The 24,238-nt window shown below is 43.9% G+C and carries 21 protein-coding genes; 9 read left to right on the top strand and 12 right to left on the bottom strand.

The window, feature by feature from the left end; all coding sequences use genetic code 11:
- Nucleotides 1-5 precede the first annotated feature (5 nt).
- Nucleotides 6-809 (bottom strand): nucleoside triphosphate pyrophosphohydrolase, encoded by an 804-nt coding sequence (mazG, locus tag B0I21_RS12770; protein WP_133640876.1) that lies wholly within the window; start codon nt 807-809, stop codon nt 6-8.
- Between the two features lie 185 nt (nt 810-994).
- On the opposite strand from mazG, the gene B0I21_RS12765 reads away from it, so the two are divergent.
- Together B0I21_RS12765 and B0I21_RS12760 are read left to right on the top strand one after the other, a co-directional pair.
- Nucleotides 995-1,306 carry a hypothetical protein gene (locus B0I21_RS12765; RefSeq protein ID WP_133640875.1) on the top strand — a complete coding sequence of 104 codons (312 nt, stop codon included), beginning with the start codon at nt 995-997 and terminating at the stop codon, nt 1,304-1,306.
- A complete protein-coding gene (locus B0I21_RS12760; RefSeq protein WP_133640874.1) occupies nt 1,299-1,844 on the top strand; it encodes a DUF1543 domain-containing protein in 546 nt (181 codons plus the stop codon). Before B0I21_RS12765 ends, B0I21_RS12760 begins: the two co-directional genes overlap by 8 nt.
- Before the next feature lie 38 nt (nt 1,845-1,882).
- On the opposite strand, the gene B0I21_RS12755 is transcribed toward B0I21_RS12760, so the two are convergent.
- Nucleotides 1,883-4,051: a S46 family peptidase gene (locus B0I21_RS12755; protein ID WP_133640873.1), complete on the bottom strand. Its 2,169-nt coding sequence runs from the start codon at nt 4,049-4,051 to the stop codon at nt 1,883-1,885.
- Between the two features lie 205 nt (nt 4,052-4,256).
- Between B0I21_RS12755 and B0I21_RS12750 the strand changes: the two genes are divergently transcribed.
- Together B0I21_RS12750 and B0I21_RS12745 are read left to right on the top strand one after the other, a co-directional pair.
- Nucleotides 4,257-5,198, top strand: coding sequence for a hydrogen peroxide-inducible genes activator (locus tag B0I21_RS12750; protein ID WP_133640872.1), 942 nt, complete (start codon nt 4,257-4,259; stop codon nt 5,196-5,198).
- Between the two features lie 64 nt (nt 5,199-5,262).
- A complete protein-coding gene (locus tag B0I21_RS12745; protein ID WP_133640871.1) occupies nt 5,263-7,005 on the top strand; it encodes a chloride channel protein in 1,743 nt (580 codons plus the stop codon).
- Between the two features lie 27 nt (nt 7,006-7,032).
- On the opposite strand, the gene B0I21_RS12740 is transcribed toward B0I21_RS12745, so the two are convergent.
- Nucleotides 7,033-7,623 (bottom strand): riboflavin synthase, encoded by a 591-nt coding sequence (locus tag B0I21_RS12740; protein WP_133640870.1) that lies wholly within the window; start codon nt 7,621-7,623, stop codon nt 7,033-7,035.
- Between the two features lie 396 nt (nt 7,624-8,019).
- On the opposite strand from B0I21_RS12740, the gene rlmH reads away from it, so the two are divergent.
- Nucleotides 8,020-8,493 (top strand): 23S rRNA (pseudouridine(1915)-N(3))-methyltransferase RlmH, encoded by a 474-nt coding sequence (gene rlmH, locus B0I21_RS12735; RefSeq protein WP_133640869.1) that lies wholly within the window; start codon nt 8,020-8,022, stop codon nt 8,491-8,493.
- Between the two features lie 263 nt (nt 8,494-8,756).
- Here rlmH and B0I21_RS12730 read toward each other — a convergent pair whose 3' ends face one another.
- Both B0I21_RS12730 and B0I21_RS12725 read right to left on the bottom strand, forming a co-directional pair.
- The gene (locus B0I21_RS12730) at nt 8,757-9,209 is read right to left on the bottom strand and encodes an NUDIX domain-containing protein (RefSeq protein ID WP_133640868.1); all 453 of its coding nucleotides are present in this window, start codon (nt 9,207-9,209) and stop codon (nt 8,757-8,759) included.
- A 74-nt stretch (nt 9,210-9,283) separates the two neighbouring features.
- Nucleotides 9,284-10,018: a hypothetical protein gene (locus tag B0I21_RS12725; protein ID WP_133640867.1), complete on the bottom strand. Its 735-nt coding sequence runs from the start codon at nt 10,016-10,018 to the stop codon at nt 9,284-9,286.
- 270 nt (nt 10,019-10,288) lie between these two features.
- Between B0I21_RS12725 and B0I21_RS12720 the strand changes: the two genes are divergently transcribed.
- Nucleotides 10,289-12,706: an alpha-ketoacid dehydrogenase subunit alpha/beta gene (locus B0I21_RS12720; RefSeq protein ID WP_133640866.1), complete on the top strand. Its 2,418-nt coding sequence runs from the start codon at nt 10,289-10,291 to the stop codon at nt 12,704-12,706.
- 23 nt (nt 12,707-12,729) lie between these two features.
- Here the strand turns inward: B0I21_RS12720 and B0I21_RS12715 are convergent, their stop codons facing one another.
- The 5 genes from B0I21_RS12715 to B0I21_RS12695 form a co-directional block, all read right to left on the bottom strand.
- Nucleotides 12,730-13,584: an ROK family protein gene (locus B0I21_RS12715; protein ID WP_133640865.1), complete on the bottom strand. Its 855-nt coding sequence runs from the start codon at nt 13,582-13,584 to the stop codon at nt 12,730-12,732.
- On the bottom strand, nt 13,574-14,668 hold the full coding sequence (gene aroC, locus B0I21_RS12710; protein ID WP_133640864.1) for a chorismate synthase: 1,095 nt from the start codon (nt 14,666-14,668) through the stop codon (nt 13,574-13,576). Before aroC ends, B0I21_RS12715 begins: the two co-directional genes overlap by 11 nt.
- A 74-nt stretch (nt 14,669-14,742) precedes the next feature.
- Nucleotides 14,743-15,993: a 3-phosphoshikimate 1-carboxyvinyltransferase gene (aroA, locus tag B0I21_RS12705; protein WP_133640863.1), complete on the bottom strand. Its 1,251-nt coding sequence runs from the start codon at nt 15,991-15,993 to the stop codon at nt 14,743-14,745.
- A complete protein-coding gene (locus B0I21_RS12700; protein ID WP_133640862.1) occupies nt 15,993-17,099 on the bottom strand; it encodes a chorismate mutase in 1,107 nt (368 codons plus the stop codon). Before B0I21_RS12700 ends, aroA begins: the two co-directional genes overlap by 1 nt.
- 23 nt (nt 17,100-17,122) lie before the next feature.
- The gene (locus tag B0I21_RS12695; protein ID WP_133640861.1) at nt 17,123-17,947 is read right to left on the bottom strand and encodes a prephenate dehydratase; all 825 of its coding nucleotides are present in this window, start codon (nt 17,945-17,947) and stop codon (nt 17,123-17,125) included.
- 703 nt (nt 17,948-18,650) lie between these two features.
- Between B0I21_RS12695 and B0I21_RS12690 the strand changes: the two genes are divergently transcribed.
- From B0I21_RS12690 to B0I21_RS12680, 3 genes are read left to right on the top strand one after another with little or no spacing between them, the layout of a single operon-like run.
- On the top strand, nt 18,651-19,511 hold the full coding sequence (locus B0I21_RS12690; protein WP_133640860.1) for a DMT family transporter: 861 nt from the start codon (nt 18,651-18,653) through the stop codon (nt 19,509-19,511).
- Nucleotides 19,508-20,125 (top strand): YigZ family protein, encoded by a 618-nt coding sequence (locus tag B0I21_RS12685; protein ID WP_133640859.1) that lies wholly within the window; start codon nt 19,508-19,510, stop codon nt 20,123-20,125. The genes B0I21_RS12690 and B0I21_RS12685 overlap by 4 nt, the downstream gene beginning before the upstream one ends.
- Nucleotides 20,125-20,979 carry a nucleoside phosphorylase gene (locus B0I21_RS12680; RefSeq protein ID WP_133640858.1) on the top strand — a complete coding sequence of 285 codons (855 nt, stop codon included), beginning with the start codon at nt 20,125-20,127 and terminating at the stop codon, nt 20,977-20,979. Before B0I21_RS12685 ends, B0I21_RS12680 begins: the two co-directional genes overlap by 1 nt.
- A gap of 17 nt (nt 20,980-20,996) precedes the next feature.
- Here B0I21_RS12680 and rodA read toward each other — a convergent pair whose 3' ends face one another.
- Nucleotides 20,997-22,268 carry a rod shape-determining protein RodA gene (gene rodA / locus B0I21_RS12675; protein WP_133640857.1) on the bottom strand — a complete coding sequence of 424 codons (1,272 nt, stop codon included), beginning with the start codon at nt 22,266-22,268 and terminating at the stop codon, nt 20,997-20,999.
- Nucleotides 22,261-24,225, bottom strand: a complete 1,965-nt coding sequence (gene mrdA, locus B0I21_RS12670) for a penicillin-binding protein 2 (RefSeq protein WP_133640856.1) — start codon at nt 24,223-24,225, stop codon at nt 22,261-22,263. Before mrdA ends, rodA begins: the two co-directional genes overlap by 8 nt.
- Nucleotides 24,226-24,238: the final 13 nt, after the last annotated feature.

Raw genomic sequence — 24,238 nt, 5'->3', positions numbered from 1 at the left:
ATCGTCTAGAGCTTCTTTGCTTCGTTCCAATAGCGATCCATCTCGTCAAGCGTCATTTCTTGCAGCGTTTGTCCATTTTCTGCGGCGCGCTTTTCAATGTGGTTAAAGCGTTTTATAAATTTTTTGTTGGTGCGTTCCAGCGCATTTTCCGGGTTTATTTTCAGATGCCGCGCGTAATTGATCAATGAAAATAGGAGATCACCGAATTCATCTTCTGCTTTATCTAAGTCTATATCATGCGACTTTTCCAAGTCAAATTCGTCTTTAAATTCCGCCAGTTCTTCTTCTACTTTTAACCATACCTGGCTTTTGTCTTCCCAATCAAAACCCACGCCGCGCACTTTGTCTTGAATGCGATAAGCTTTTACCAAGGCCGGTAGCCCTTTCGGTACGCCAGAAAGTACAGATGTATTGCCTTCGGCAAGTTTGATCGCTTCCCAGTTTCGCTTTACATCCTCTTCGTTAGCAACGCTTGTATCGCCGTAGATATGGGGGTGTCTTGCAATCAATTTATCGCAAACAGTGTTGAGTACTTCCACCACGTCAAACTGGTTTTGCTCGGCGGCAATCTTTGCGTAAAATACCAAATGCATCATCACATCGCCAAGTTCCTTCTTTACTTCAGCGTAGTCCTTTTCCAGAATAGCATCAGTAAGCTCATACATTTCTTCGATGGTAAGGTGGCGTAGCGATTCCATGGTTTGTTTGCGATCCCAAGGGCACGCGATACGAAGGGTGTCTAGCACGTGAAGTAATCTTTCGAAAGCTTTGCCTGGCGTGTTTTGAGATTCTGGAGCGATGTATGCCATATTGACTAAGGTGTGTATGCTATGTACAATAACAAAAGCCAAACATAGCTAATTCCGGCGACTTGCACAACGCTGCTTGGGGCTAAACAAAACATTTCTGCCCGCATCGTATTCATGCTTTCTCATAAAATATAAAACAGAATTTCATTCCGGCATGTTATAAGGATGAACGGATGTTAAGTATTATGGAAACGAAACACAACTATGAAACAACAGATGTAGCACTTGCGAATTTGCAGCAGATGGGTTACACGATAGATTTTAACGTCGAATTTGACGAGATCTTGAACGATGCGGATCATTATAAGATCGATCATTTATACCGGTATGAAGGGCCTTCTAATCCAGATGACGAGTCTACTGTATATGGTATTTCCAATGAGGCCAACGGTAAGAAGGGTGTTTTTGTAGCGGGAAATTTATCCCTTATCGAAGGCAAGAAGCGAGATATTATACTTAATTTAGAAATTAGGTATAGGCATGATAAAAATGGATAAGTTACACATGGTGTTGTTGGGCTGCAAGCCTACAGGACGATTTACCGAACAGCACGATATCTTCTTTGGCATTGGTACCGATCTTCGCGATCTTAAACCAGCAATGAACGATTTTTGGGCGGAAGCCGATGGCAAACTCCATGTCGACGCGTGGCGTGAGGTAACCGTGGTGGATGGCTACTCCATTGCGGTACGATCGCGAGGAGATGGAGCATCATCCGATTTGAAGCTGTTTTTTGTCAATCTGGGAGGCTATCGAGGACAGGATTTCGAGGAATATCATTATAAGCAGTTGGTGGTTGCACGCGATGTCGCTGAAGCCACAGCGAAAGCAAAATCCAGCAATTTTTTCCGGGAGCACATATCTCCGCATATTGACGATAAGTATGGATTGGATGTTGATGATATATTTACCGTAGAAGATGCTTTGCCTGCTGGTATGCGGGAGCGCTACCAGCTGGTCATACATTCAGCCGCGGAGGGCGTTGCGGAAGATGATGTCGCTATAGGTTATGTGAAATTTTCAAGTTTAAAATAAAACAAAGAAGAAGGCCCTGGAGCCTTCTTCTTTGTTTGTTAAATGCCCATCTCTTTCAAAATGAACTGTGCATTGTCGATTTTGTCTGCTATCCACAATACATAGCGTATATCAACACCAATAGACCTGCTGTAGTTTTCGTTCCATGCAAAGTCGTTTATGGTAGCATCGTACGAGCGGTCGAAATTAATACCGATCAAATCGCCGTAGGCGTTCATAATTGGCGAGCCTGAGTTTCCGCCTGTTGTATCCATGTTGTATAAGATATTGACCGGCACGTCATTCAAATCTTTTTTCGTGTAAGCGCCGAAATTTTTGGCTAGCCAGGCCGCTTTGATACTTTCGGGATATTCAAACTCTGGTAAACCAGAATTTCCCTTTTCGATAAGGCCTTTCACCGTTGTGAAGGGTTTCATGTACGTTGCATCAGCCGGGCTGTAGCCTTTAATGTTTCCGAAGGTCAGACGCAGCGTCGAGTTTGCATCCGGAATAAAGCTCTTGGCCTGAAATTTTTCTTTCACGGCCACGTAGTCACCCATTAGCTTGTTCAACATTCCTTCCCGTCTTTTTTGCTCGGTATTAAAGGCTGTTAATTCCACATCTAACTCTTTCTGCGCCGCAAGAAGATTATCGGTATAATTTTTTACTGATTGCACATCTTTCAAGACAGTTCCGTAAAGAATATCTTTATCGTTTAATTTTGATTTTTCTATGGCATTTGTGATATAGGAAGCTGCCTCATCGCCGCTGGTGAAATTTTGTTTTGAAAAAAAAGATAGTTGGTTTGCTCCTTCGAAGCGGTAGGCGTCCTGAAACATACGCTGGGCAACAGCTTTGTCTACCCCTATATTGTAGCTGGCATAAATAGCGTTTAGATGTTTTTGCACTTCCTGAATGTTTAAGGCGAAAAAATCTTGTTGTGCTTTCAACCCGTTTTGCTTGGAAATGGCGGTTTTGAAATCGTTGATGGCGCTAGCAACGCGTAGTAAGGGAGTACTTGTATACATATTATTAAACCAAAGCTCTTTTTGTGCCACCTCAAAGACCGTCTCATAGTGCTTGGCTATGTCTGCCATTAGGTTGCCATATTGGGCCTTTAATTTGGGGTCGTTGTCAATAAACTGAGCGAGGCTTTGATCCTCCTTCTGTTTTGCGTCTACCAGGCTTAGGTTGTGTAGGCCTTTCAGTTTGCCTTTGTAATTTTTTAATACGTTTGCGTTGCGTTTTACGCGTGTGGCCAGGGCGAGCTCCGTAGTGAGGTCATTTTTACCCGCGTTTAGCATTTGTTGATTCTGAAACTCGTAGAGCGTCGAAGTGTATGGCAGCAGGAACTGTTCCTGATAGGCCAAATATTGTGCAGGTCGATGTCTGAATGTCCTGCCTGGATATCCGAGGATAAAGACAAAGTCATTTTCATTCACGCCTTGCGGATTTATCTTTAAGTGCTTTTTTGGTTTGTACGGAATATTCTCTTTGCTGTATTTTGCGGAAGAGCCGTTTGGCGCGACATAGGCCCGAAGGAAAGAGAAGTCTCCGGTATGGCGTGGCCATACCCAGTTATCTGTTTCACCGCCAAACTCGCCGATATCCTGCCGAGGGATATACACGAGACGAACGTCTTCTATTGTTTTGTATCGAAACAACACATAACTTTTTCCAATAAACATTTCTGAAACCTCTGCCTTTATGCTGCGATCTTCGGCTTCGGCACGTTGGGCAATCTCCGCACGTTTCCTATTGATGGTATTGATTCGGTCTGTTGGGTCCGTGATGTTGGCTACTGCGCCCAGCACCTCCGCTGATACGTCTGCGTACGAGTCTGTGATCCGTATAGTCAGTCCCTTTGCCTCGATTTCCTGCTCCCTATTATCGGCTACGAAACCATTTTTCAGATAATTAAAAGCGGGCGTACTTGCCAGTTGCACGGCGCTAAACGCACAGTGGTGGTTGGTCACGATCAGTCCATTGGGGGAGACGAAAGAACCTGTGCAGCCGCTCACCTGCACTAGGGCATCAACCAAACCAATTTGTCCAGGGTTATAGATTTCCTTTTCCGTTATCTTCAGTCCAGCTTTTTTTAATCCGGCTTTGCTCAATTCGCTCAAGGGAAACATACCTTCATCAGGCACGGAACCCGAAAAGGTAAAAGCGCTTGCAGCAAGTAACAATGCACATGCGACGCTACCTTTCAATTTCAATGTCTTCATAATCTTCCAATCTCGTTTAGGATAGCAAAGGTAATAAAGATTTTCTAGCTCTTCCGCTTTACTCAGCAGGGTCAGCAGTTGGTGCCTGCTTGATAGTCTTGTCGCTAAAATCTGTGCTCCTGCATTTTTTGGTTATTAACTTTTGAGATAAATAGTGGTGTAATAAAATTGGAATAGCTACCTTTGCATAGCTAAAATTTATAGCATGACTCTTGTCCAATTAGAATATATTATTGCAGTAGACACCTACCGCAGTTTCGTGGCTGCAGCGGAGCATTGCTTTGTCACGCAACCGACGCTCAGTATGCAGATACAAAAGTTGGAGGAATCAATTGGCGCAAAGGTTTTTGATAGAAGTCGGCAGCCCGTGGTTCCGACAGAAATTGGCGAAAAGATCATCAAACAGGCCCGTGTTATTTTAAACGAAAGCAAAAAAATTGGGGAGTTATTGCAAGAAAGCAAAGGGGAAGTGTCGGGGGAATTGAAGATAGGCGTTATACCCACTGTTGCGCCATACCTGCTTCCAGACTTATTGACTAAATTTTTAAAAACCTATCCAAAATTGCAACTGCAAATTTGGGAATATACTACGGAGCGAATCGTCCAAGAATTAAAGCTTGGAAAGTTAGACTGCGGCATTTTGTCTACGCCTCTTCAGGAATCGGGGGTAGAGGAGATGCCCCTTTATTACGAAACATTTGTTGCCTATGTTTCTGAAAAGAGCGCGCTTTACCAGAAGAAGATGGTTACAACGGATGAAATAGCCGATGAAAAGTTGTGGTTGTTGAATGAGGGGCATTGCATGCGCGGGCAGGTGTTAAATTTATGCCATTACAAGCACAACCAAGGTGGGGCCAGCACGTTTGAATACAACACGGGAAGTGTGGAAACGTTAAAACGTATGGTCGACATCAATGGCGGCCTGACTATTCTTCCGGAAATGAGTATTCTGAACTACGATGAGGATCAGCTGGGGCATGTACGCTACTTTAAATCACCCGAGCCCGTTCGCGAAATTAGTATAGTAACTACCACCAATTTTGTGAAAAAGCAAGCGGTGCGTGCGCTGAAGAATGAGATTTTAGAACTTGTTCCGGAACGGTTTAAGACGAAGAAAAAGAAAGAGGTTATGGCTTTTGAGTTATAAAGCTAAATTGAGAATTTTGAACTACTCCATTTATAAAAAATTAGACCAGATCAACCATTGGCGGATGAAAAAAATTTCCAATCGGAATTTTTTAATCATTCTGGCATTTGTGGTGGGGGTCATCGGCGGCTTAGCGGCGGCACTATTAAAAGGGTTAACGCATTTTATTGCGTCCACGCTTCAAAACGATATTGACTGGCATTTCAAGTATTCGTTTTATTTAATACTGCCTTTGATCGGGATTTTGTTAAGCGTGATCTATGTTCGAAAATTTTTAAAAGGCAAGCGATTAGAGCATGGGATAACTCCCATCATTTATTCCATTTCTCGCAAATCGAGCCGTATTGAGCCCCATAACATTTACTCCCAGATTGTGACCAGCGCGATTACCGTGGGTTTTGGTGGCTCCTGCGGATTGGAAGCGCCGATCGCCTACAGCGGTTCAGCCATCGGGTCCAACACAGGGCGCTTTTTCGGTTTGCAATACAAAGAGATTACCATGCTGCTAGCGTGTGGGGCTGCCGCTGGAATATCGGGCGCTTTTAACAGCCCTATTGCAGGGATGATCTTTGCGATCGAAATTTTATTGCCTGAATTTTCCATACCGGCTTTTATTCCACTGTTAATCTCAGCAGCGCTAGCTTCCGTGATTTCCAGGTTGCTTTACAGCGAGCCGCTGTTCCATACCGCTACAACCGAATGGGAAGTAGAAGCATTGTTCTTTTATGTACTGCTGGCGGTGCTTGTGGGGCTGTATACCGTGTATTTCGCAAAGTTGACGGGGGTTGTTAAAAAGTGGTTTTCTCGTGTGTCCAATCCTTACAACAAGGTGTGGTTCAGCGGCATTTCCTTAGGGTTGATGATCTTTATCTTTCCGGCCTTGTACGGAGAGGGTTACCTCACGATTCAGCAAATCCTGGATGGGAAATTTGATGCTATTGTACAAAATAGTCTTTTTTCCGATTATAAAAATATGGCGTGGGTAGTGATCGCTTACACCGTTGTGACCTTATTTGCCAAATCTTTTGCGTCGTTGTTTACGTTGAACGGTGGTGGAAACGGCGGCGTGTTTGGTCCAAGCTTAGTCATGGGAGGGTTGATAGGCTTTGCTTTTGCCTATGGTATGAACCAAACAGGGGTGGTGATGTTAAACGTTCCAAATTTCGTTATGGCGGGTATGGCAGGCGCCTTAGCGGGTATTATGCATGCGCCTTTGACAGGTTTATTTCTTATAGCGGAAATAACGGGCGGATATACCTTGATGGTGCCCTTGATGCTCGTGACATCGATATCTTACTTGATCAATAGATCGGTATTGAAACATTCGATCTATACGAAAGTGCTGGCAGAGTCAGGTGATTTGTTGTCCTACGAAGATAAAGATCGTACGGTCTTGAGCATGATGAAACTGCGCTATGTATTGGAAACCAATTTTGTTGTTTTGCGGCCTGGAGAAACACCGAATGATAGAAAGTCAGACATCATACATTCCAAACGAAACATTTTTCCCATTGTCGATGAAAAAGGGCTATTGTTGGGAATACTTTACAGTGAACGTTTGTTTTCCATCCTGTTGGGAGAGGAGGAAGGTGTCGAGAAAAGCTTTGATAAACTTGCCCAAAAGCCGAATGATATTATTAAAGAGCGGGAGAATATGGACATTGTCATGTCTAAAATGAACAGAGATGATGTGTGGATTTTACCCGTGGTGGACGAGGATAATCGTTACTTGGGATTCGTCTCAAAATCTAGCGTATTCAATAAGTACCGGGCACTATTAGTCAGGCAAGGCCATTACCTTGAATAACTTCGGTTAGCGACGACAGGCTATAGCCTATCCCCGGAGCGCCATTATTTTAGCTACATATTTTCCTACAATATCAAATTCAAGGTTTACCGTGTCGCCGACGTTCAGCTTTTGCAGGTTTGTGTTTTCCAGAGTATAAGGTATAACAGCTACCGAGAAGCTATTTTCTTTTGAATTTACAACGGTTAAGCTCACACCGTTTACGGTAATAGAACCTTTTTCGACGGTGATGTTCTGCAGCGAAGGATCGTATTCGAAAGTAAGCAGCCAGCTCCCGTCTTGATCTTCCTTTTGCGTGCAGGTTGCGGTTTGGTCAACGTGTCCTTGTACAATATGTCCGTCGAGGCGACCGTTAAGAAGGGTGCAGCGTTCGATGTTGATCAAATCGCCGACTTGTAGCGTGCCCAAATTAGATTTCGTAAGCGTTTCTTGTATAGCTGTCACCTTATGCATGCCCTCTTCTATACCAACGACCGTCAGGCACACACCATTATGTGCGACGCTCTGATCTATTTTTAATGCGCTAGATAGATGGGACGATACGTAGTAGTGCAGGTTTGCTTGTTCTTGCTCAATTTTTTCGATAATCCCCACTGTTTCGATAATGCCGGTAAACATAGTTTTTAAGCTTTTTTACAAAGGTAAGCAACCCGCGGGAGAAAAGTTTAAAAAACAATTTGCAAAGTGTAAAAAATACACTAATTTTGACCTATCATAATTTAGGTTTATAATTGGTTATTTAAGGTTTTCATTCTCCCCGTTTGAAAACCTTTTTTTTTGATAATCAGATATTTAAATATAAAATGGAAAAATAAATCGCCATTCAAGCAAAAAAGTTTTCGAATTATAATAATTATCTATTACCTTTGTGATAGGTTTAGGTTGATTACCTCCTAACGGAGGTTATATTTTAAAGCCTGGAGAATCGCCCGATTATTCCAGGCTTTTTCTATTTTTACCGTTTCAAAGTGTTAATTTAGCGCAAAATTTTACTTGTTTTAAATACGTAATATATTGAAAATTAGCTTATTGTGCGTCGGTAAAACCGATGATAAATTTATCCAGCAGGCAATAGACACCTATCTTAAACGTTTAACACATTATATCACATTCAGCATCTCGGTTATACCTGATATTAAAAATGCAAAAAATTTGACTCAGGAGCAGCAAAAAACCAAGGAGGGTGAATTGATTTTAAAGCAGATCGCTAGCACAGATGTTGTTTTGTTGTTGGACGAAAAGGGGAAAGAGTTTCGTTCTGTCGAATTCGCCCGCTTTCTGGAGAAAAAAATGATAGACTCTGTAAACCACTTGATTTTTGTGATTGGTGGCCCATATGGTTTCTCTACCGATGTGTACAATCGGGCTAACCAGCAGTTATCCCTATCGAAGATGACTTTTTCACACCAGATGGTGCGGTTGTTTTTTGTGGAGCAGGTTTACCGGTCGTTTACCATAATGCGCGGTGAGCCTTATCATCATGAATAAAAACTTTTGTGTAAATTAGTACGTTCACTCATCATACAATAAAGGAGGTCGATATGGATATGAATAAATTTAAGCGCGATTACAAGTTCAAAAGTGAACAATCCTACAACGATTCGCGGCGGAATAAAACACTGATCATTTCTTGTATAGTTATTATCATCGCTTTGTATTATATAAGCAAGTATATATAACCTATATGGACGTCTCGCGTAAGCAGAAGCCTTGTGTTTGCTTCCATGCTCGATACCGTTGGCCCGGCTCGTCTAGGGCTCTATCAACTCCTTGAATACGTTCCAGGCTTTCTTATCCGTTTTAAAGGTTAGTTCTTCATCGCGCAATTTCTCGATAGGTACAAACCGAAAAACCTCTACCTTATCCAACTGTTTTTCTTTCGAAAAATCGAATGGACTTACTTTTACGTCGAATGTGATGGCAGACAGGGGGCGCACTTGGTAGTAAACGGACAATATCTGGCTTTCGTTGAAGCTAGATTTCTCATAGAAATCTGTGGTATATATGTGTTTTACGATTTCTATTTCGAGCGCACATTCTTCCATAAATTCCCGTTTCAGCGCATCAAGTAAGCCTTCACCGTATTCTAGGCCCCCGCCCGGAAATTTAGTGAACGATACGTTTTGTGTTTTTTCGTCGCTAATCAGCACTTCGTTGCTTTCGTTAAGCAAAATGCCGTAAACGCGAACGTTAAATAAATACATTCTTTGTTCTATGTTATGTTTACATCCGTTTGTATAGCTTGCTAGCTGCCAATCGGTATACCTCAATTACCGCACTATAACGGTTGAAAGCCATTTTCAATGGCCATCTCATCTACTCCAAAAAAAGAGTAGTGCTTTGGCAGAAACCAGTGCAACGTTGTCATGATATTATCAAAGTCTTTTTGCGTTGCAAATTGTGCAGGGATCATATTAAATACAAGGTCCTGGGAAACCTTTTCCTCATCCGTGTAGTTTCGCGCGATTAGCATAACTTTCGGGTTCTTAACGCCCTCATACTGCAAGAATTCGCGGATATTGGCACGTAATACAGCGGGAAGAATTTGCTCAGCGGGTTGTCCTACCAAAATTTCCTCATCCTGGCCAATGCTCTGGTGCTCTTTCGGGTTAGAAAATACGCTCTTATCTGTATAAAATTCATTATTCAACTTTAAATTAACCAAATCTCCGTAAGAAAAGACCCAGTCCGGGCGGGTTAGGTGTGCATTAATAACCACGCCAAAGCCTTGCTCTAATATGGAATCTAACTGGTTTTCCAATACAATGGCCTTAAAGTTTTCACCGGTGGCAACTGTTTCCAATTGAAAATAGGGGAAATTATCATTACTCATTACGACCTCGGGATTACCCAACTTCAGATTTGCGCCTGCAATATTGCGCAGAAAATCCGCACGCCATTGTGCATTACGCTCCTCGAATGGCGTCATCATTAAGTTGTTGATCACGATTGTTTTTTCCAGATCGCCGAATAAGCTTTTTACCTCCGTCGTGCTTTTTTCAATTTTACTCATTCCACTATATGCTTTAAAAAGAGCCTAAAAGTAATGATTATTGCTGTAAACAAAAATTTCCGTCTCGATTTTTGGCCGACCCAATCCCTTCGCGCCATCGACATTATCGCTAAAACCTTTACCTGGTGAAACTTAAAAATGATAGGGCGGGTGGAATTCAGGCGGGGAAATTCATCTGTTTGATAGGAAACACGCATTGTGGTATCGTCCGGTAAGAATTGGGAATAACAGGTATATTTTACTACTTTTGCTAAAACCCTAGGTTTAAATATGTCAAATATTACTACGAACATAAATCGCGATTTCGAAACATCGAAAATTAGTTTTAATGATTTTCGAGAAATCATCCTGAACGACTATCGCTTGGCTGTCGAGAGTAGAATAGTGAGTTTGCTTGGACGTAAAGAAGTATTAACCGGCAAGGCTAAGTTTGGAATATTTGGCGATGGGAAGGAGATTGCACAGATTGCGCTTGCGAAGGTTTTTGAAGAAGGTGACTGGAGATCCGGTTACTACCGTGACCAGACCTTCGCGTTTGCATCAGGCATTTCAAACGTTTATCATTTCTTTTCGCAGCTCTATGCAAATCCGGATTTGGATGCCGATATTTCTTCCGGTGGCCGGCAAATGAATTGTCATTTCTCGACGCAGCTATTGGACGATACGGGAAGTTGGCTCGATCAAACACAGCAAAAAAATTCTGCTTCTGATATATCAACTACTGGGGGCCAAATGCCTAGGGTAATGGGATTAGGGTTGGCGTCAAAGCTGTATCGCGAAAATCCGAACTTGGATTACTTGCGTTATTTCTCCCGAAAGGGAAATGAAGTCGTTTTTTGTACGATCGGAAATGCTTCCACATCAGAAGGCGTTTTTTGGGAAACGGTGAACGCGGCGGCGGTCAAACAAATCCCCGTCGTGATATCGATTTGGGATGATGGTTACGGAATTTCGGTACCTAATGAGTTGCAGACCGCAAAAGCGGATATATCGGAGGCGTTGCGTGGTTTTCAACGTGATGGAAACGGGAACGGAATCGAGATATTTAAAGTACGGGGATGGGATTATCCAGCCCTTTGCGAGGTTTACGAACAGGCTGCACGCATAGCGCGTGAAGAGCATATACCTTGTCTGGTACACGTGACAGAAATAACGCAACCGCAAGGACATTCCACATCCGGCTCCCACGAGCGCTATAAATCGACGGATCGCTTAGCGTGGGAGGGTGACTTTGATTGTAATTTAAAAATGCGGGATTGGCTCCTACAATCTGGCATTGCGAAGGAAGACGAGCTTACACAAATAGAAAAGGAGTCTAAAGAGCTGGTACGAAACGAACAGCGTCGTGCTTGGGCAGACTACCATAAAACGATTCAAAAAGATCTGGATGAAGCAATTGAACTTCTGATCCAGATCAAAGAAGAGTGTGTCGAGCTTCCGCTCCGCACGCTGCAGTCGCTAGCCGAGCCATCCCTCAAGGAGGTTTATAGCAACGTGCGTCGTGCTATTCGTGAGCTTCGACATATAGCATCTCCCGAAAAGGAACAATTATTGGCTTGGTTTATTGCCCAGCAAAACAAAAATAGTGATCGCTATAACGACAAACTTTTTACCGACACCCCGGACTCGCCGCTAAAGGCATCCGTTATTGATGCCATTTACACCGCAGACGCACCTTTAGTAGATGGCAGGGAAGTTTTGAATGCATGTTTCGATACCAACTTCAAGCGGGATGAGCGCATTTTAGCTTTTGGTGAAGATGTTGGTAAAATCGGCGATGTAAACCAAGGTTTTGCGGGACTTCAAGAGAAGTACGGCGAACTGCGTGTTTTTGACACGGGCATACGCGAGTCTGCTATTATAGGCAAGGGGATGGGCTTAGCCTTACGAGGTTTGCGCCCTATCGCGGAAATTCAATATCTTGACTATCTGATATACGCCATGCCTGTGCTCAGCGACGATCTTGCGAGCTTAAGTTATCGAACGAAAGGGACGCAAAAATCCCCCGTCATCATTCGTACACGCGGGCATCGTTTGGAAGGGATCTGGCACTCCGGATCTCCGATGACGGTTTTATTAGGGGGCTTACGTGGGCTGCACCTCTGTGTGCCACGCAATATGACGCAAGCGGCAGGTATGTACAATACCTTGCTACGCGCTGATGAGCCGGCCATTGTTGTGGAGTGCCTAAACGGATACCGATTGAAGGAAAAAATGCCTGCTAATGTGGGCGAGTTTACCGTGCCCATTGGTGTTGCAGAGCTGATCAAGACGGGGAAAGACATAACAGTGGTATCCTATGGCGCGACGTTACGCGTTGTACAGGAGGCAGCTATCGAACTGGAAAAGATGGGTATCTCCATCGAAATTATCGACGCCCAGTGTTTACAACCTTTTGACCGTACCCAGATTTGTGGCACGTCGTTATCAAAAACGAATAAACTCCTAGTGGTGGACGAAGACATGCCAGGGGGTGCCAGCGCTTTTATCTTGCAAGAAATTATTGAAAAGCAACAAGGATATTTTGTGTTGGATGGACAGCCGCGCACGCTTTCCGCAAAAGCACATCGACCACCATACGGCTCTGATGGCGATTATTTCACGAAGCCATCGGCAGATGATGTGATTGAGCTGGCGTACGAAATGATGAACGAATATAACCATGAAAAATATCCTAAACTGTTCTAGTATTAGGATATTTTATGGAATAGTTAGATGGTAAAGAGAGAGGCTGCTCCTATAATAGCAGCTTTTTCTGCATATTGTCCCGTGTGGATTTCAAATTCATCCGCTAGCTTAGGATGGTAGCTTTTTATAACGTTCCAGGCGTTGGCTATGTTTCCGCCGATAACAAACGTCTTGCTGTTATGCTTTGCCGAGAAGAAGTGCAGGAAATCGTAGAGCGAGTTGGCATATTCCTCCATTAATTGATCAAAGGCTGCCGTTCCTTGATGTTTTGTCAAAATGGCTTTGAACCCATCTTCTTGCTGACCACTTAATTCAGCAAACCTCTTGGTGAGCCAGCGCGTCACTAAAAACTCTTCAAAAATACTATCTTGATAAGGGCTATTCCATAGGTCTGCGTCGAATGCTTTTTCACCCTTGCTCCAGACGGCCGAGCCTAATCCAGTGCCCAAGGTGATGCCTAAGATTCGATCATTGTGCTGCAGATTGCCCGCGAAGATTTCTCCCTGAAGAAACGCTGCGGCATCATTGATAAAACGAATTTCCTGGTCCATATTGAGGCTATCCAACAAACCATTTGACACATCTATTTGATATAATGCATCATACTTATCCTGATTTTTCATCAGCGATATCCCGTTTTCATAATCGAAAGGGCCAGGCATCGCGATCCCTAGTTGGGAGATGGACACATTGCATCCCTTTATAGCCGCCGCTATCGACACACCCCAAGATTGGAAAATCGATTTAGCATCTGACCTTGAATTTACATGGCATCTGGAGACGGTATCTTCCAGAATTTGCCATGTGTTGATATCTACGACAGCTGACGTGATATGTGTACCGCCTATATCTGAGGCAACCACGAAATTACTGCTCATTCTTGTATGCTTTAAATCTTAAAAAATGATCTGCTAAAACCAATGCTGTCATGGCCTCTACGATAATCACAGCGCGGGGCACTACGCAGGGGTCGTGCCTGCCTTTACCCGATACGGTGGTACTGTTGCCGGAGGTATCGATACTGTCTTGATCGCGCATGATCGTCGCTACGGGCTTGAATGCCGTCCGAAAACTGATGTCCATGCCATTGGAGATCCCGCCTTGTATGCCACCAGAAAAGTTTGTTCGTGTGCGGACCTTATTGTCTTCCTGCACAAAGATATCATTGTGTTCAGATCCATACATTGCTGCGCCGGCAAAGCCCGAGCCATACTCGAATCCGTGAACAGCATTAATGCTGAGCATAGCCTTGCCCAGATCTGCATGTAGTTTGTCGAAAACAGGTTCGCCAAGGCCTACCGGTACATGGCGCACTAGGGTGGCGATCTTGCCACCAATCGTGTCGCCCGCCTTGCGTACGCCGTCTATCAATTCGATCATTTCATTTGCCGTGGCCGGATCAGCACAACGAACGATGTTCGACTCGCGTGTTTCCAGCAATTGTTCTATATCCGTTGTATCCAAGTTTGGTGACTCCAGCTGCCCCACAGCACACACATGGGCGAAGATCTCTATACCCATCTGTTTCAGGAATAGTTTGGCAACAGCACCTGCCGCTACACGAGCTGCCGTTTCACGAGCGGAAGAACGTCCGCCTCCGCGGTAGTCGCGAATGCCATATTTCTGCTGATAGGTGTAGTCAGCATGTGAAGGCCTAAATGTTTCAGCAATGTGCGAATAGTCTTTGGATCGTTGGTCTTCGTTAGGAATAACAATGGCGATTGGTGTGCCGGTAGATTTCCCCTCAAACACGCCGGAAAGTATTTCTGCCACATCGCTTTCTTTACGTTGTGTTGTGATTTTTGACTGTCCGGGTTTGCGTTTATCCAATTCAGATTGGATAAAGTGTTCATCAATTTCAATATTAGGGGGGCATCCGTCTATAATAACTCCGATAGCTTTACCATGTGATTCGCCAAAAGTGGTTATTTTAAACAGATAGCCGAATGAGTTTCCAGCCATAATTCTATAATATTTGGTAAATATAATAAATCAGCAATAAGTAGAAACCATTATTGCTGATTTAGTAATATTATTTAATTGATTTTAAAACCGTGGTTTTGGAGATCTTCCCAAAAGTCGGGATACGACTTTTCAACGACGATGGGTTCATGTATGGTTACCTCATCAAACACCATAGCAAGTGGTGCGAAGGCCATGGCCATGCGGTGATCTTCATACGTGTCAAATGCAACGGCAGTGTGCAGTTGCACGCCGGAAGTTTTGAGGTGGTATGTTTCCCCGTCTGCAACTAGTGTAGCACCAAATTTTTCAATTTCCGTCTTGAGAGCCATCAAGCGGTCGGTCTCTTTAATTTTTAGGGTTTCTACGCCTGTGATGGAAATATCTCTTTTTAAAGCCGCTGCTAACGCTACGATCGTTTGCGCAAGGTCTGGGCATTCTTTAAAATCAAACAAGCTTTTGTCTGTTCCATCTGCAACCTTGGCGATGTGTAGGCCATCTTCCTGAAACGAACTTGCCACGCCAAAATGAGACATGATATCAACAATGGCAATATCCCCCTGTAAACTATGTGCCTTTAGTCCGGGCAAAACAATGCTTCCCTCATCTGAGAGGGCGACGATAGCATACCAATAGGACGCCGCACTCCAATCTGGCTCTACATAAATCGTTGCGGTTTGAAAGTTTTGGGGTTGAATGGCGATGGTATTATCCGTCCACGCATGCCTAATGCCCGCCTCTTGCAGCATATTAAGTGTCATGGTAACATAAGGACGCGAAGTAAGCTCGCCATCAATCTCCAGCGTCAATCCATTTTTAAGGGATGCAGCAACGAGCAGGAGGGAGGATATGTATTGACTGCTGACATCTCCTTTTATACGCACCCGGTCATTCTTGAGCGATGCACCCCCTTGGATCCGCAAAGGGGGGTAGCCTGTTTTATTGCCGTACGTTATTTCTGCCCCTAGGCTGTGCAATGCGTCTACCAAAATCCCAATCGGGCGCTGTTGCATTCGCTCTGTTCCGGTAAGAACATAAGATCCTTCGCAGAGATTGAGGTACGATGTAAGAAAGCGCATGGCGGTTCCGGCAGGACCAATATCGATGGTCGTTTGAGTAGCTGTGTTGGCATCTCTTGTCTGCTCTAGCGCCCTTTTCATAATCACGGTATCAGCCGCCACCGACAGATTTTCTACATGCACAGTCCCTTTGCTGATTGCTTGTATAATAAGAGCACGGTTACTCTCTGACTTCGAGCCAGTGAGCTGAACCGTGCCTTGAATTTTCCTGTTGGGATGGGAGAGTTTAATAGATGATAAACTCATTAGGCCTCCGCTACAGGTTTCGTGTTCATCACTTCATTCTGTTTGCGAATGGATTCATTGTGAAGAAGTTCTAAGTATTTTGTCGCAAAGTCTTCGCTTAAAGATAGTGCTTTAGCCAGCTGTAGGCGTTTTTGCACAATTTCGTCCCAGCGGTTTACCTGAAGGATCGTCACATTATTATCGCGTTTGTATTGCCCGATCTTCTCGGCAATTTTCATACGATCTCCGATTTGCTGCAAGATAGCATCATCCAATTTATCGATTTGTGTGCGTAGCTCAGCCAGTTTGTCTTCAAAAGCGGGGTTGTTAGATTCGGGATGGCGCACCGATAGATTATCCAATAAATCGGCCAACGCTGCTGGCGTGACTTGCTGTTTAGCATCAGTCCAAGCTACGGAAGGATCTATATGTGATTCGATAATTAAACCTTGGAGGTCCATATCCATCGCTTTCTGCGCGATGTAAGGGATCAGCTCGCGGTTTCCACAAATGTGGCTAGGGTCGTTGATAATTGGTAGCTCAGGGCATGCCGATTTCAGTTGAATGGCCAAATCCCACATCGGCTCATTACGGAAAGCGGTTTTCTCGAAAGAAGAGAATCCGCGGTGAATCGCCGCTAACTTCTTGATGCCTGCGCGGTTTACACGTTCTAGTGCACCGATCCACAAGGACAGATCCGGGTTAACCGGGTTTTTGATAAAAACAGGCACATCAACACCGACCAGCGCATCGGCAATCTCTTGTACAGTGAAGGGGTTTGCTGTGGAGCGGGCACCAATCCAAAGAACGTCTACACCAGCTGCCAATGCTTCTTCTACGTGTTTTGCCGTTGCCACTTCCGTCGCTGTCAACAAACCCGTTTCTGCTTTGGCACGTTTTAACCACTCCAAACCCACGCTGCCTATACCTTCAAACTCGCCTGGACGTGTACGAGGTTTCCATATCCCTGCACGAAGCACATTTACTTTACCGGTGTTAGCCAGCAAATGCGCTGTTGATACCAATTGATCTTCTGTTTCTGCGCTGCATGGACCAGCAATGATCAAAGGCTTGTCCCCTGTGTCTAACCATGATTTTAAAGGTAGAATGTCTAATGTATGTTTCATCTTTTCGTTTTTTTAATACTTAATTATACTTTTTCATTTTTTATATACTCCCCCATAATATTGAAGTTTACGGTGTGTTTAAGCACTTTGCGAATAGCGGCATCGTAGTCGCTTTGTTTTTTCCACTCCACGTCCACATAAAAGTCATATTCGTTTCTTTTTCCAACTACTGGCATGGATTGGATCTTACTGAGGTTGACGTTTTGCTCCGCAAAACATTGCAGTACGTTTGCTAGTGCGCCGACGGCGTTTCCTGTTTGGAAAGAGAGCGAAGCTTTATTCGCATTCTTTTGTTCGACGACCTCATTGGCTAGGATAAGAAATCGTGTTGCATTTTTTTTGTTTGTTTCTATGCGTTTTTCCAGGATCTCCAGGCCGTATAATTTGGCGGCCATGGTGCTGGCAATGGCAGCGGTATTCTTCAGTTTGTTATCCGCTATGTTTTTAGCACAAGCCGCAGTGTCCATGCCTTCCTTAACTGTCCAATCCGTAAAGTCGCTTAAAAACTCATCACACTGGCGGATGGCGATTGGGTGTGACTCCACAAATTTTATATCTGTTAATTTTACGCCTGGAAGAACCAGTAAGTTTTGTTGAATATTGAGGTGCACCTCACCTATAATATGGAAGCGATAGTCGCGTAGCAAATTGTAGTTCGGTAAAATGCTTCCTGCTATAGAGTTTTCTATAGCCATCACGACATAATCAGCTTTGCCTTGCTTTAGCATCTCGCATGTCTTTTTAAAAGACTCGCATTCGATTGTTTCTATCTCTTCGCCGAAGTATTTATACGCCGCTTCTTCATGGAAAGATGCTTTAACCCCTTGTATCGCAATTCGTGTTTTCATTTATTTTTATAGCATAAAAAAAGTCCCGGAGAGCAATCCGGGACTTTCTTGTTTATTTCGCAACAACATACTAATCCCGGCTCTTATCTTTAAAATAAAAGTATCCAAAATAAAAATAGCTGTTGCGTATCATCATGTCTCAAATATTACATGTCAAATGTAGAAGTAAATTTTTAATATCCAAAATATTTTTAATTTTTTTTGTTTTAATGTGTTTTTTTACCTGCAATTATCATACATTTTTTTATGTTTTTTTTAGTATTTTATTTAACTATATTTTTATAAAAATCAATAACCTTGTTTTTTTAAAAAGCTCATTACAAACATTTTGTGTTTAAAACTTCTAGTTTTGTGTCTGTTTTCTATAACTTTTTAAGCATTTTTTACTTATGATTTCGACTCTTTTTTTGTTATAATAATTGTATTTTTTTTGGATATTAATTATGTGTTTTATACCGTGTTTTTGGTGTGAAAATAGTCGATAAAAGATTAGTGGATAATTGTATTTCCGATTGTTCATTGTGTGGTCAATATGGAAGCTATACGTATCTATAGTGTAAAACACGAATTCTATCTTGACAGATCGTTGGTATTGAACAGCTAGCTGCATGCTCACTATCGAAAGCAGGCCGCTAAAATGTCCTAAACTTTTTGTACCATTGGAGATAGATGCGTCTCAACTATATGCGGCGCTTTAAGAAATATGTGGTACGTACTTATTAGTGTTATTTGTAGTGTAACGGTGGCAGTCGTTATTAAATTGGCGAAGCAAAGGGGCATCAAACATCTTCATCTTATTGTTTGGAACTATCCGGTTGCGGCGTTAATGACTTGGATTTTCCTTGATCCAGATGGTGTGGAAGCGATAAAGCCTGGGCTGCCCTGGTCGGTGTACAGCACTTTGGCCATATTACTACCCAGCATTTTCTTATGTATAGCTTACGCTATTCAATATAGCGGGATCGTGAAGACGGAAATCGCGCAAAGGCTCTCTTTATTTATTCCCTTGTTGGCGGCTTATTTTATTTTTCATGAAGCATTAAGCTCGTTCAAGCTTGTAGGTATTGCGGTAGGTTTTTCGGCTATTGTCCTGACGATTGCCGGTCGAAAAGCCGGCCCGCAATCTGCATCGGGTGGTAAGTGGGGGTATGCGCTAGCGGTGTTTTTGGGAATGGGCGTTATCGATATCCTTTTTAAACAAATTGCACTTTTCAAGGATGTTTCTTATGCATTTTCGATGCTCGTCGTGTTTCTGCTGGCTATGGTCGTTTCGTTTCTGTTTCTAGCTTATGACCTTATAGCGAACAGAACGCGGTTAAAAATACGTTCTATAGGTTGGGGTATTCTTTTGGGAATGTTTAATTTTGGCAACATCCTGTTTTACATGAAAGCACATCGCGCGTTATCGGAAAGTCCTTCTGTGGTATTCACCGGCATGAACATCGGTGTTATTTTGCTTGGTGCTGTGGTTGGTACGATTGCCTTCGGCGAGCGGCTTAGTGTAATGAGTCGGGTGGGGTTGGTTTTGGCCGTTATTTCGGTGTTAATAATAGCATATTTGTGAGTTTATTTGAAGATACGTATTTTACAATTGGCACGGCGAGTGAAGGCTTGTTTAGGGATAAGGGAAGTAAGTTTTTAGCCTATGCCTATCCATTTAAGGACGAGTCTGTTTTGAAGGATATTCTCGCTCAGCTTCGGGAATTGCATCCAAAAGCCAGGCATTATTGCTGGGCCTATCGGATGACACCCGACCGCTCTGTATTTCGTTTCAATGATGATGGAGAGCCATCGGGTACGGCGGGCCGCCCCCTCTTGAATGTGCTGCTATCGAAAGATATCACCAATACGCTTATTGTGGTGGTGCGCTATTTTGGTGGCACTTTGCTTGGCGTGCCGGGGCTGATTCACGCGTATAAGACGGCAGCTCTCGAGGCGCTGGCGAACGCGCAGATTGTGGAGCGCACCATAAATGATGTATATCGTATCGATTTTGACTACCTGCAAATGAATGACGTGATGCGTTTGGTGAAGGAAGAAAATTTAACTATCTTGAATCAGAATTTTGATAACCGTTGCAGCATGGAGGTTGAAGTTCGCAAAATGCAGGTTAACCAATTTGTACATAAACTTGACAACATCGACGCTGTGCAATACGCCTATTTAAAAACATTGTGATGATTGCAGACTCAGAACTGATTCTTAATGCAGATGGTAGCATCTATCATCTTAACCTTTTGCCTGAAGACTTGGCGCACACGATCATCTTCGTGGGTGACCCCGACAGGGTACCTGAGGTTTCGCAGTATTTTGATCGTATTGATCTTAAAAAAGGTAAACGGGAATTCATTACGCATACAGGTTGGCTTCGCGAGAAAAGAATATCGGTGATATCGACGGGTATCGGCACCGACAACATTGATATTGTGTTCAACGAAGTTGATGCACTTGTCAATATTGATTTTGCGACGCGCACGTTGAAAGATAAGCTGATCAGCTTGGATATTATTCGAATTGGTACATCAGGATCCATACAAGGGGATATCAAAATGGGGACGATTCTGGCAAGCGAGTACGGCATTGGTTTCGATACGCTGATGCAATATTATGTGAAGAGCTATACGGCAGAAGAAAACGCTATTCAGAAAGCTGTGCAACAGCATTTTCATACGTTGACCTTCACGCCCTACGTGGGGAAAGCGAGTGACAAGTTGCTTCGTCAAGTAGCGGCAGCGCTACCAAAAGGTATCACCATGACGGCTCCCGGTTTTTATGGTCCGCAAGGGCGTTCCGTTCGTTCGGTCAATATGTATCCCGACCTTATTCAGAAGGCAAGTTCGTTTTCTGTAGATGGACGCCACATCACCAACTTAGAGATGGAAACTGCTGGAATTTATGCCCTAGCCAACATGTTCGGTCATCATGCCCTTTCAATCAACGCTATATTGGCAAGCAGACTCCACGATGCTTTTGCCGAGAATCCAAAAGAAATTGTCGATCAAGCCATCCGTTATGTGCTTGAGCGGCTGTAACGAGAGTTATCGGAAAACTATCCATTCAGTCCCTTTCTAGCGGAGTCAAACCGCAAGAGGATAAATAGGAGGATAGTGAAACTCCATAACGATGAGCCCCCGTAGCTGATAAACGGAAGCGGAATACCGATAACCGGTACAATCCCGATTGTCATGCCTATATTGATAAAGAAGTGGAAAAATAAGATCGATGCAACGCCATAAGCATATATTCTAGCAAATGCTGTTCGTTGCCTTTCGGCGAGATTGACAATGCGTACCAAAAGCGTTATATAGATTAAAATCAAAAAGACGCAGCCTACAAAACCCCATTCTTCGCCTACGGTACAAAAGATGAAATCGGTACTCTGTTCCGGCACAAAATTGTATTTTGTCTGGGTGCCTTGTAGGTAGCCTTTACCAAATAGCTGCCCGGAACCTATCGCTATTTTAGATTGGTTGAGGTTGTAGCCTTGACCGCGCGGGTCATTCATCTTCCCTAGAATAATGTCAATTCGATTACGTTGATGCGGTTGCAATACCTGTTCATATGCAAAATCTACACAGAGAACAAATATCGAGGAGGCAAGGAATAAGGCACCTATGTTGATAAGATGCTTCCGCTTCTTCCGTAACACAAAGGCAAAAATCGCAGCGAGGAGCAACAAGATCCCGATAATCAGCCATTGGTTGATCAATAAAGCCATAACGAAGAGTAAGATGGCCAGCCCGCCCAAAATTAATAGTGTATTTCCGACATAGCCTTCCCGGTAGAAAACAAATACCAGCGAGAAAAACGCGAGGGCTGATCCGGTGTCGGGCTGTAGCATAACGAGCATCACCGGGAAAAACACAATAAGCGATGCGATGGAAAGCGTCTTCAGATTTGGATGTTTATTGGTTTGTGTGCTTAAGTAAGATGCCAAAAGCAAGCAGGTGGCGAGTTTTCCAAATTCTGACGGTTGTAAGCGAAAGCTTCCAAGCGGTATCCAAGCTTGGTTTCCTCCCACATTCCTCCCCACAATCAGTACCGCCACCAGTAATAAAATAACGACGATGTAAATAATAGGCGATGCCGAAATGAAAAATTTGGCGTCAATGATCAGGATGCTAAACCCGATCAATAAGCCGGTAAAAATATAAATCGATTGCTTGCCGTAGTTTGTAGCCAGATTGAACAAGCCGGGCTGTTCCGGGTCGTATACCGCCGCATGAATGTTGAACCATCCGATGATGCAGAGCATAAACCATAGGAGAATAGTGAGCCAATCAATCCGTCCAAAGAAACTTTTCTCTCCAACTTTATTCATAACGGTTTCCTATTTGACTATGGTGTACAAAATATTCTCTTCTTCCAGGCGCTGTATTATTCGTTTGCTGTGTGGCTCGACCCGTATTCTTTCTATTGCTACTGTCCGTTTTTACCTCCGTTTTGTTTTCCTTTTTTGGGATAAAATTTGCGTTGTATATACGATCTTGAATATACTTCGGCAGCGAGATCGTGTCGTTGATATATTTTTCGACCAGCATATTGGCAATGGGGCCGGCCCATGTTCCACCATACCCAGCATTCTCTACAAAAACGGCGATTGCGATTTTCGGATTTTCTCGCGGAGCGAAAGCAAAGAATACCGCATGGTTTTCACCATGTGGATTTTGTGCCGTTCCGGTTTTTCCGCACATCTCTATCGACGGGATCCGCACACTGTACGCCGTTCCTCCCGGCATGTTTACTGCTCTGCTCATTCCCTCTATTACGGGTGCATAGTATTTTTCGTCTACACCAGCACTGATTTTTTCGGTAAACTCTTTTTTGATGATTTTCTTTTCGCCGATGCCTTTGACGAGGTGAGGACGATAGTAGAATCCTTTATTGGCGACAATAGCCATGATGTTTGCCATTTGCAGTGGCGTTATTCCCAGTTCGCCTTGCCCGATGGAGAGGGAAACGTTATAGCCTGATCGCCACTTTCCACTGCCGTAGCGTTTGGTGTAAAAATCTGAGGTGGGCACGAGTCCAGGCCGTTCGCCGGGAAGATCAATTCCTAATTTTTGTCCCAGTCCGAATTTCAATAAACCTTCTCGCCATAAATCGTAGGCTTGCGGACCAGACATTCCGCGCGAATCGATCATCCGCGCATAGGTGTAGCCGTAGTAGGTATTGCAAGAGCGTTGGATGGATTTAATCAGGTCTGTCGGGCCATCGACGTGTGTACAGCGCATAAACGCGCGACCGCCCCCATACCGATAGCCCCCCGGGCAATTAAAAACGGTCTGTTGATTGATGATTCCGGCCTGCTGCGCCGTTAAAGCTGCAACCACTTTAAAAACGGAGCCCGGTGGATAAGATGCTTGAATCGGGCGGATAAACAGGGGCTTCGTTTCATCATTGAGCAATTTCATATAGTTATTGCCACGTTGCCGCCCCACCATGACGTTTGGATCGTATGAGGGCGCACTAACCAAGGTTAAAATCTCACCCGTAGCAGGCTCTATGGCAACGACCGATCCCATTTTCCCTTTCATCAGTTTTTCGGCAAGATACTGCAGGTCCCGGTCAATGGTTGAAATCAATCCCTCACCCGATACGGCCAACGTATCATACTTGCCCTCCATAAATACTCCTTTGGGACGGTTTAAGGCATCGACCATCTGGTTTTTTACGCCACGTTGTCCGCGTAAAAGATCCTCGTAAGAGCGCTCAATACCACTCCCCCCGATATAATCTCCCGACCGGTAAAAACCGTTTGAGCGTTCAATATCTTTATCATTTACCTCCTGAATAAAGCCCAAGAGTTGGGGCGCTATGCTATCTGGGTAACTTCGAACTGTTCGATTTTGCACGTAAAAACCTCGGAATTTATACAGGTGTTCCTGCAGCTGCGCATAGGTGGCAGACGAGAGCTGCTTTTCAAAGATTGAGGCCCGATAGGGGGAATGATCGCGCGCTTTATCCATGCGCGTTTTATAGCCCTCCAAATCAATATCGATCAGCTGGCAAAGCAACGCCGTGTCGATCTCTTTCGCTTCGCGTGGCGTAACCATCAAGTCATAAACCGGCTCGTTTTGCACGAGCACCTTGCCCTTTCTATCAAAAATAACACCACGAGCCGGATAAACAACGACTTTCCGCAAGACGTTGTTATTGGCCGATAATAAATATGATTCGTCAATGATCTGAATATAGAACAAGCGGATTACGATGATCAGCGCCACTGCAATAAATATTCCTTGAATGACAAATTTACGTGCGAAAAAACTATTCATGAACGTAACGTCC

The organism is Sphingobacterium paludis (assembly GCF_004364125.1).
Taxonomy (GTDB): Bacteria; Bacteroidota; Bacteroidia; order Sphingobacteriales; family Sphingobacteriaceae; genus Sphingobacterium; species Sphingobacterium paludis.
Note: the sequence above shows the minus strand (reverse complement) of the source record. Positions and strands in the feature narration are given on the sequence as shown.

Excerpts from the sequence above, each read along its gene's own strand:
- B0I21_RS12720 (WP_133640866.1), top strand. The coding sequence starts at position 10,289 with ATGTCAAATATTACTACGAACATAAATCGCGATTTCGAAACATCGAAA.
- B0I21_RS12745 (WP_133640871.1), top strand. The coding sequence starts at position 5,263 with ATGAAAAAAATTTCCAATCGGAATTTTTTAATCATTCTGGCATTTGTG.
- B0I21_RS12725 (WP_133640867.1), bottom strand. The coding sequence starts at position 10,018 with ATGAGTAAAATTGAAAAAAGCACGACGGAGGTAAAAAGCTTATTCGGC.
- B0I21_RS12730 (WP_133640868.1), bottom strand. The coding sequence starts at position 9,209 with ATGTATTTATTTAACGTTCGCGTTTACGGCATTTTGCTTAACGAAAGC.
- B0I21_RS12750 (WP_133640872.1), top strand. The coding sequence starts at position 4,257 with ATGACTCTTGTCCAATTAGAATATATTATTGCAGTAGACACCTACCGC.
- B0I21_RS12700 (WP_133640862.1), bottom strand. The coding sequence starts at position 17,099 with ATGAAACATACATTAGACATTCTACCTTTAAAATCATGGTTAGACACA.
- mrdA (WP_133640856.1), bottom strand. The coding sequence starts at position 24,225 with ATGAATAGTTTTTTCGCACGTAAATTTGTCATTCAAGGAATATTTATT.
- B0I21_RS12690 (WP_133640860.1), top strand. The coding sequence starts at position 18,651 with ATGTGGTACGTACTTATTAGTGTTATTTGTAGTGTAACGGTGGCAGTC.
- aroA (WP_133640863.1), bottom strand. The coding sequence starts at position 15,993 with ATGAGTTTATCATCTATTAAACTCTCCCATCCCAACAGGAAAATTCAA.
- B0I21_RS12755 (WP_133640873.1), bottom strand. The coding sequence starts at position 4,051 with ATGAAGACATTGAAATTGAAAGGTAGCGTCGCATGTGCATTGTTACTT.
- mazG (WP_133640876.1), bottom strand. The coding sequence starts at position 809 with ATGGCATACATCGCTCCAGAATCTCAAAACACGCCAGGCAAAGCTTTC.
- B0I21_RS12760 (WP_133640874.1), top strand. The coding sequence starts at position 1,299 with ATGGATAAGTTACACATGGTGTTGTTGGGCTGCAAGCCTACAGGACGA.
- B0I21_RS12765 (WP_133640875.1), top strand. The coding sequence starts at position 995 with ATGGAAACGAAACACAACTATGAAACAACAGATGTAGCACTTGCGAAT.
- aroC (WP_133640864.1), bottom strand. The coding sequence starts at position 14,668 with ATGGCTGGAAACTCATTCGGCTATCTGTTTAAAATAACCACTTTTGGC.
- rodA (WP_133640857.1), bottom strand. The coding sequence starts at position 22,268 with ATGAATAAAGTTGGAGAGAAAAGTTTCTTTGGACGGATTGATTGGCTC.
- B0I21_RS12680 (WP_133640858.1), top strand. The coding sequence starts at position 20,125 with ATGATTGCAGACTCAGAACTGATTCTTAATGCAGATGGTAGCATCTAT.
- B0I21_RS12695 (WP_133640861.1), bottom strand. The coding sequence starts at position 17,947 with ATGAAAACACGAATTGCGATACAAGGGGTTAAAGCATCTTTCCATGAA.
- B0I21_RS12715 (WP_133640865.1), bottom strand. The coding sequence starts at position 13,584 with ATGAGCAGTAATTTCGTGGTTGCCTCAGATATAGGCGGTACACATATC.
- B0I21_RS12740 (WP_133640870.1), bottom strand. The coding sequence starts at position 7,623 with ATGTTTACCGGCATTATCGAAACAGTGGGGATTATCGAAAAAATTGAG.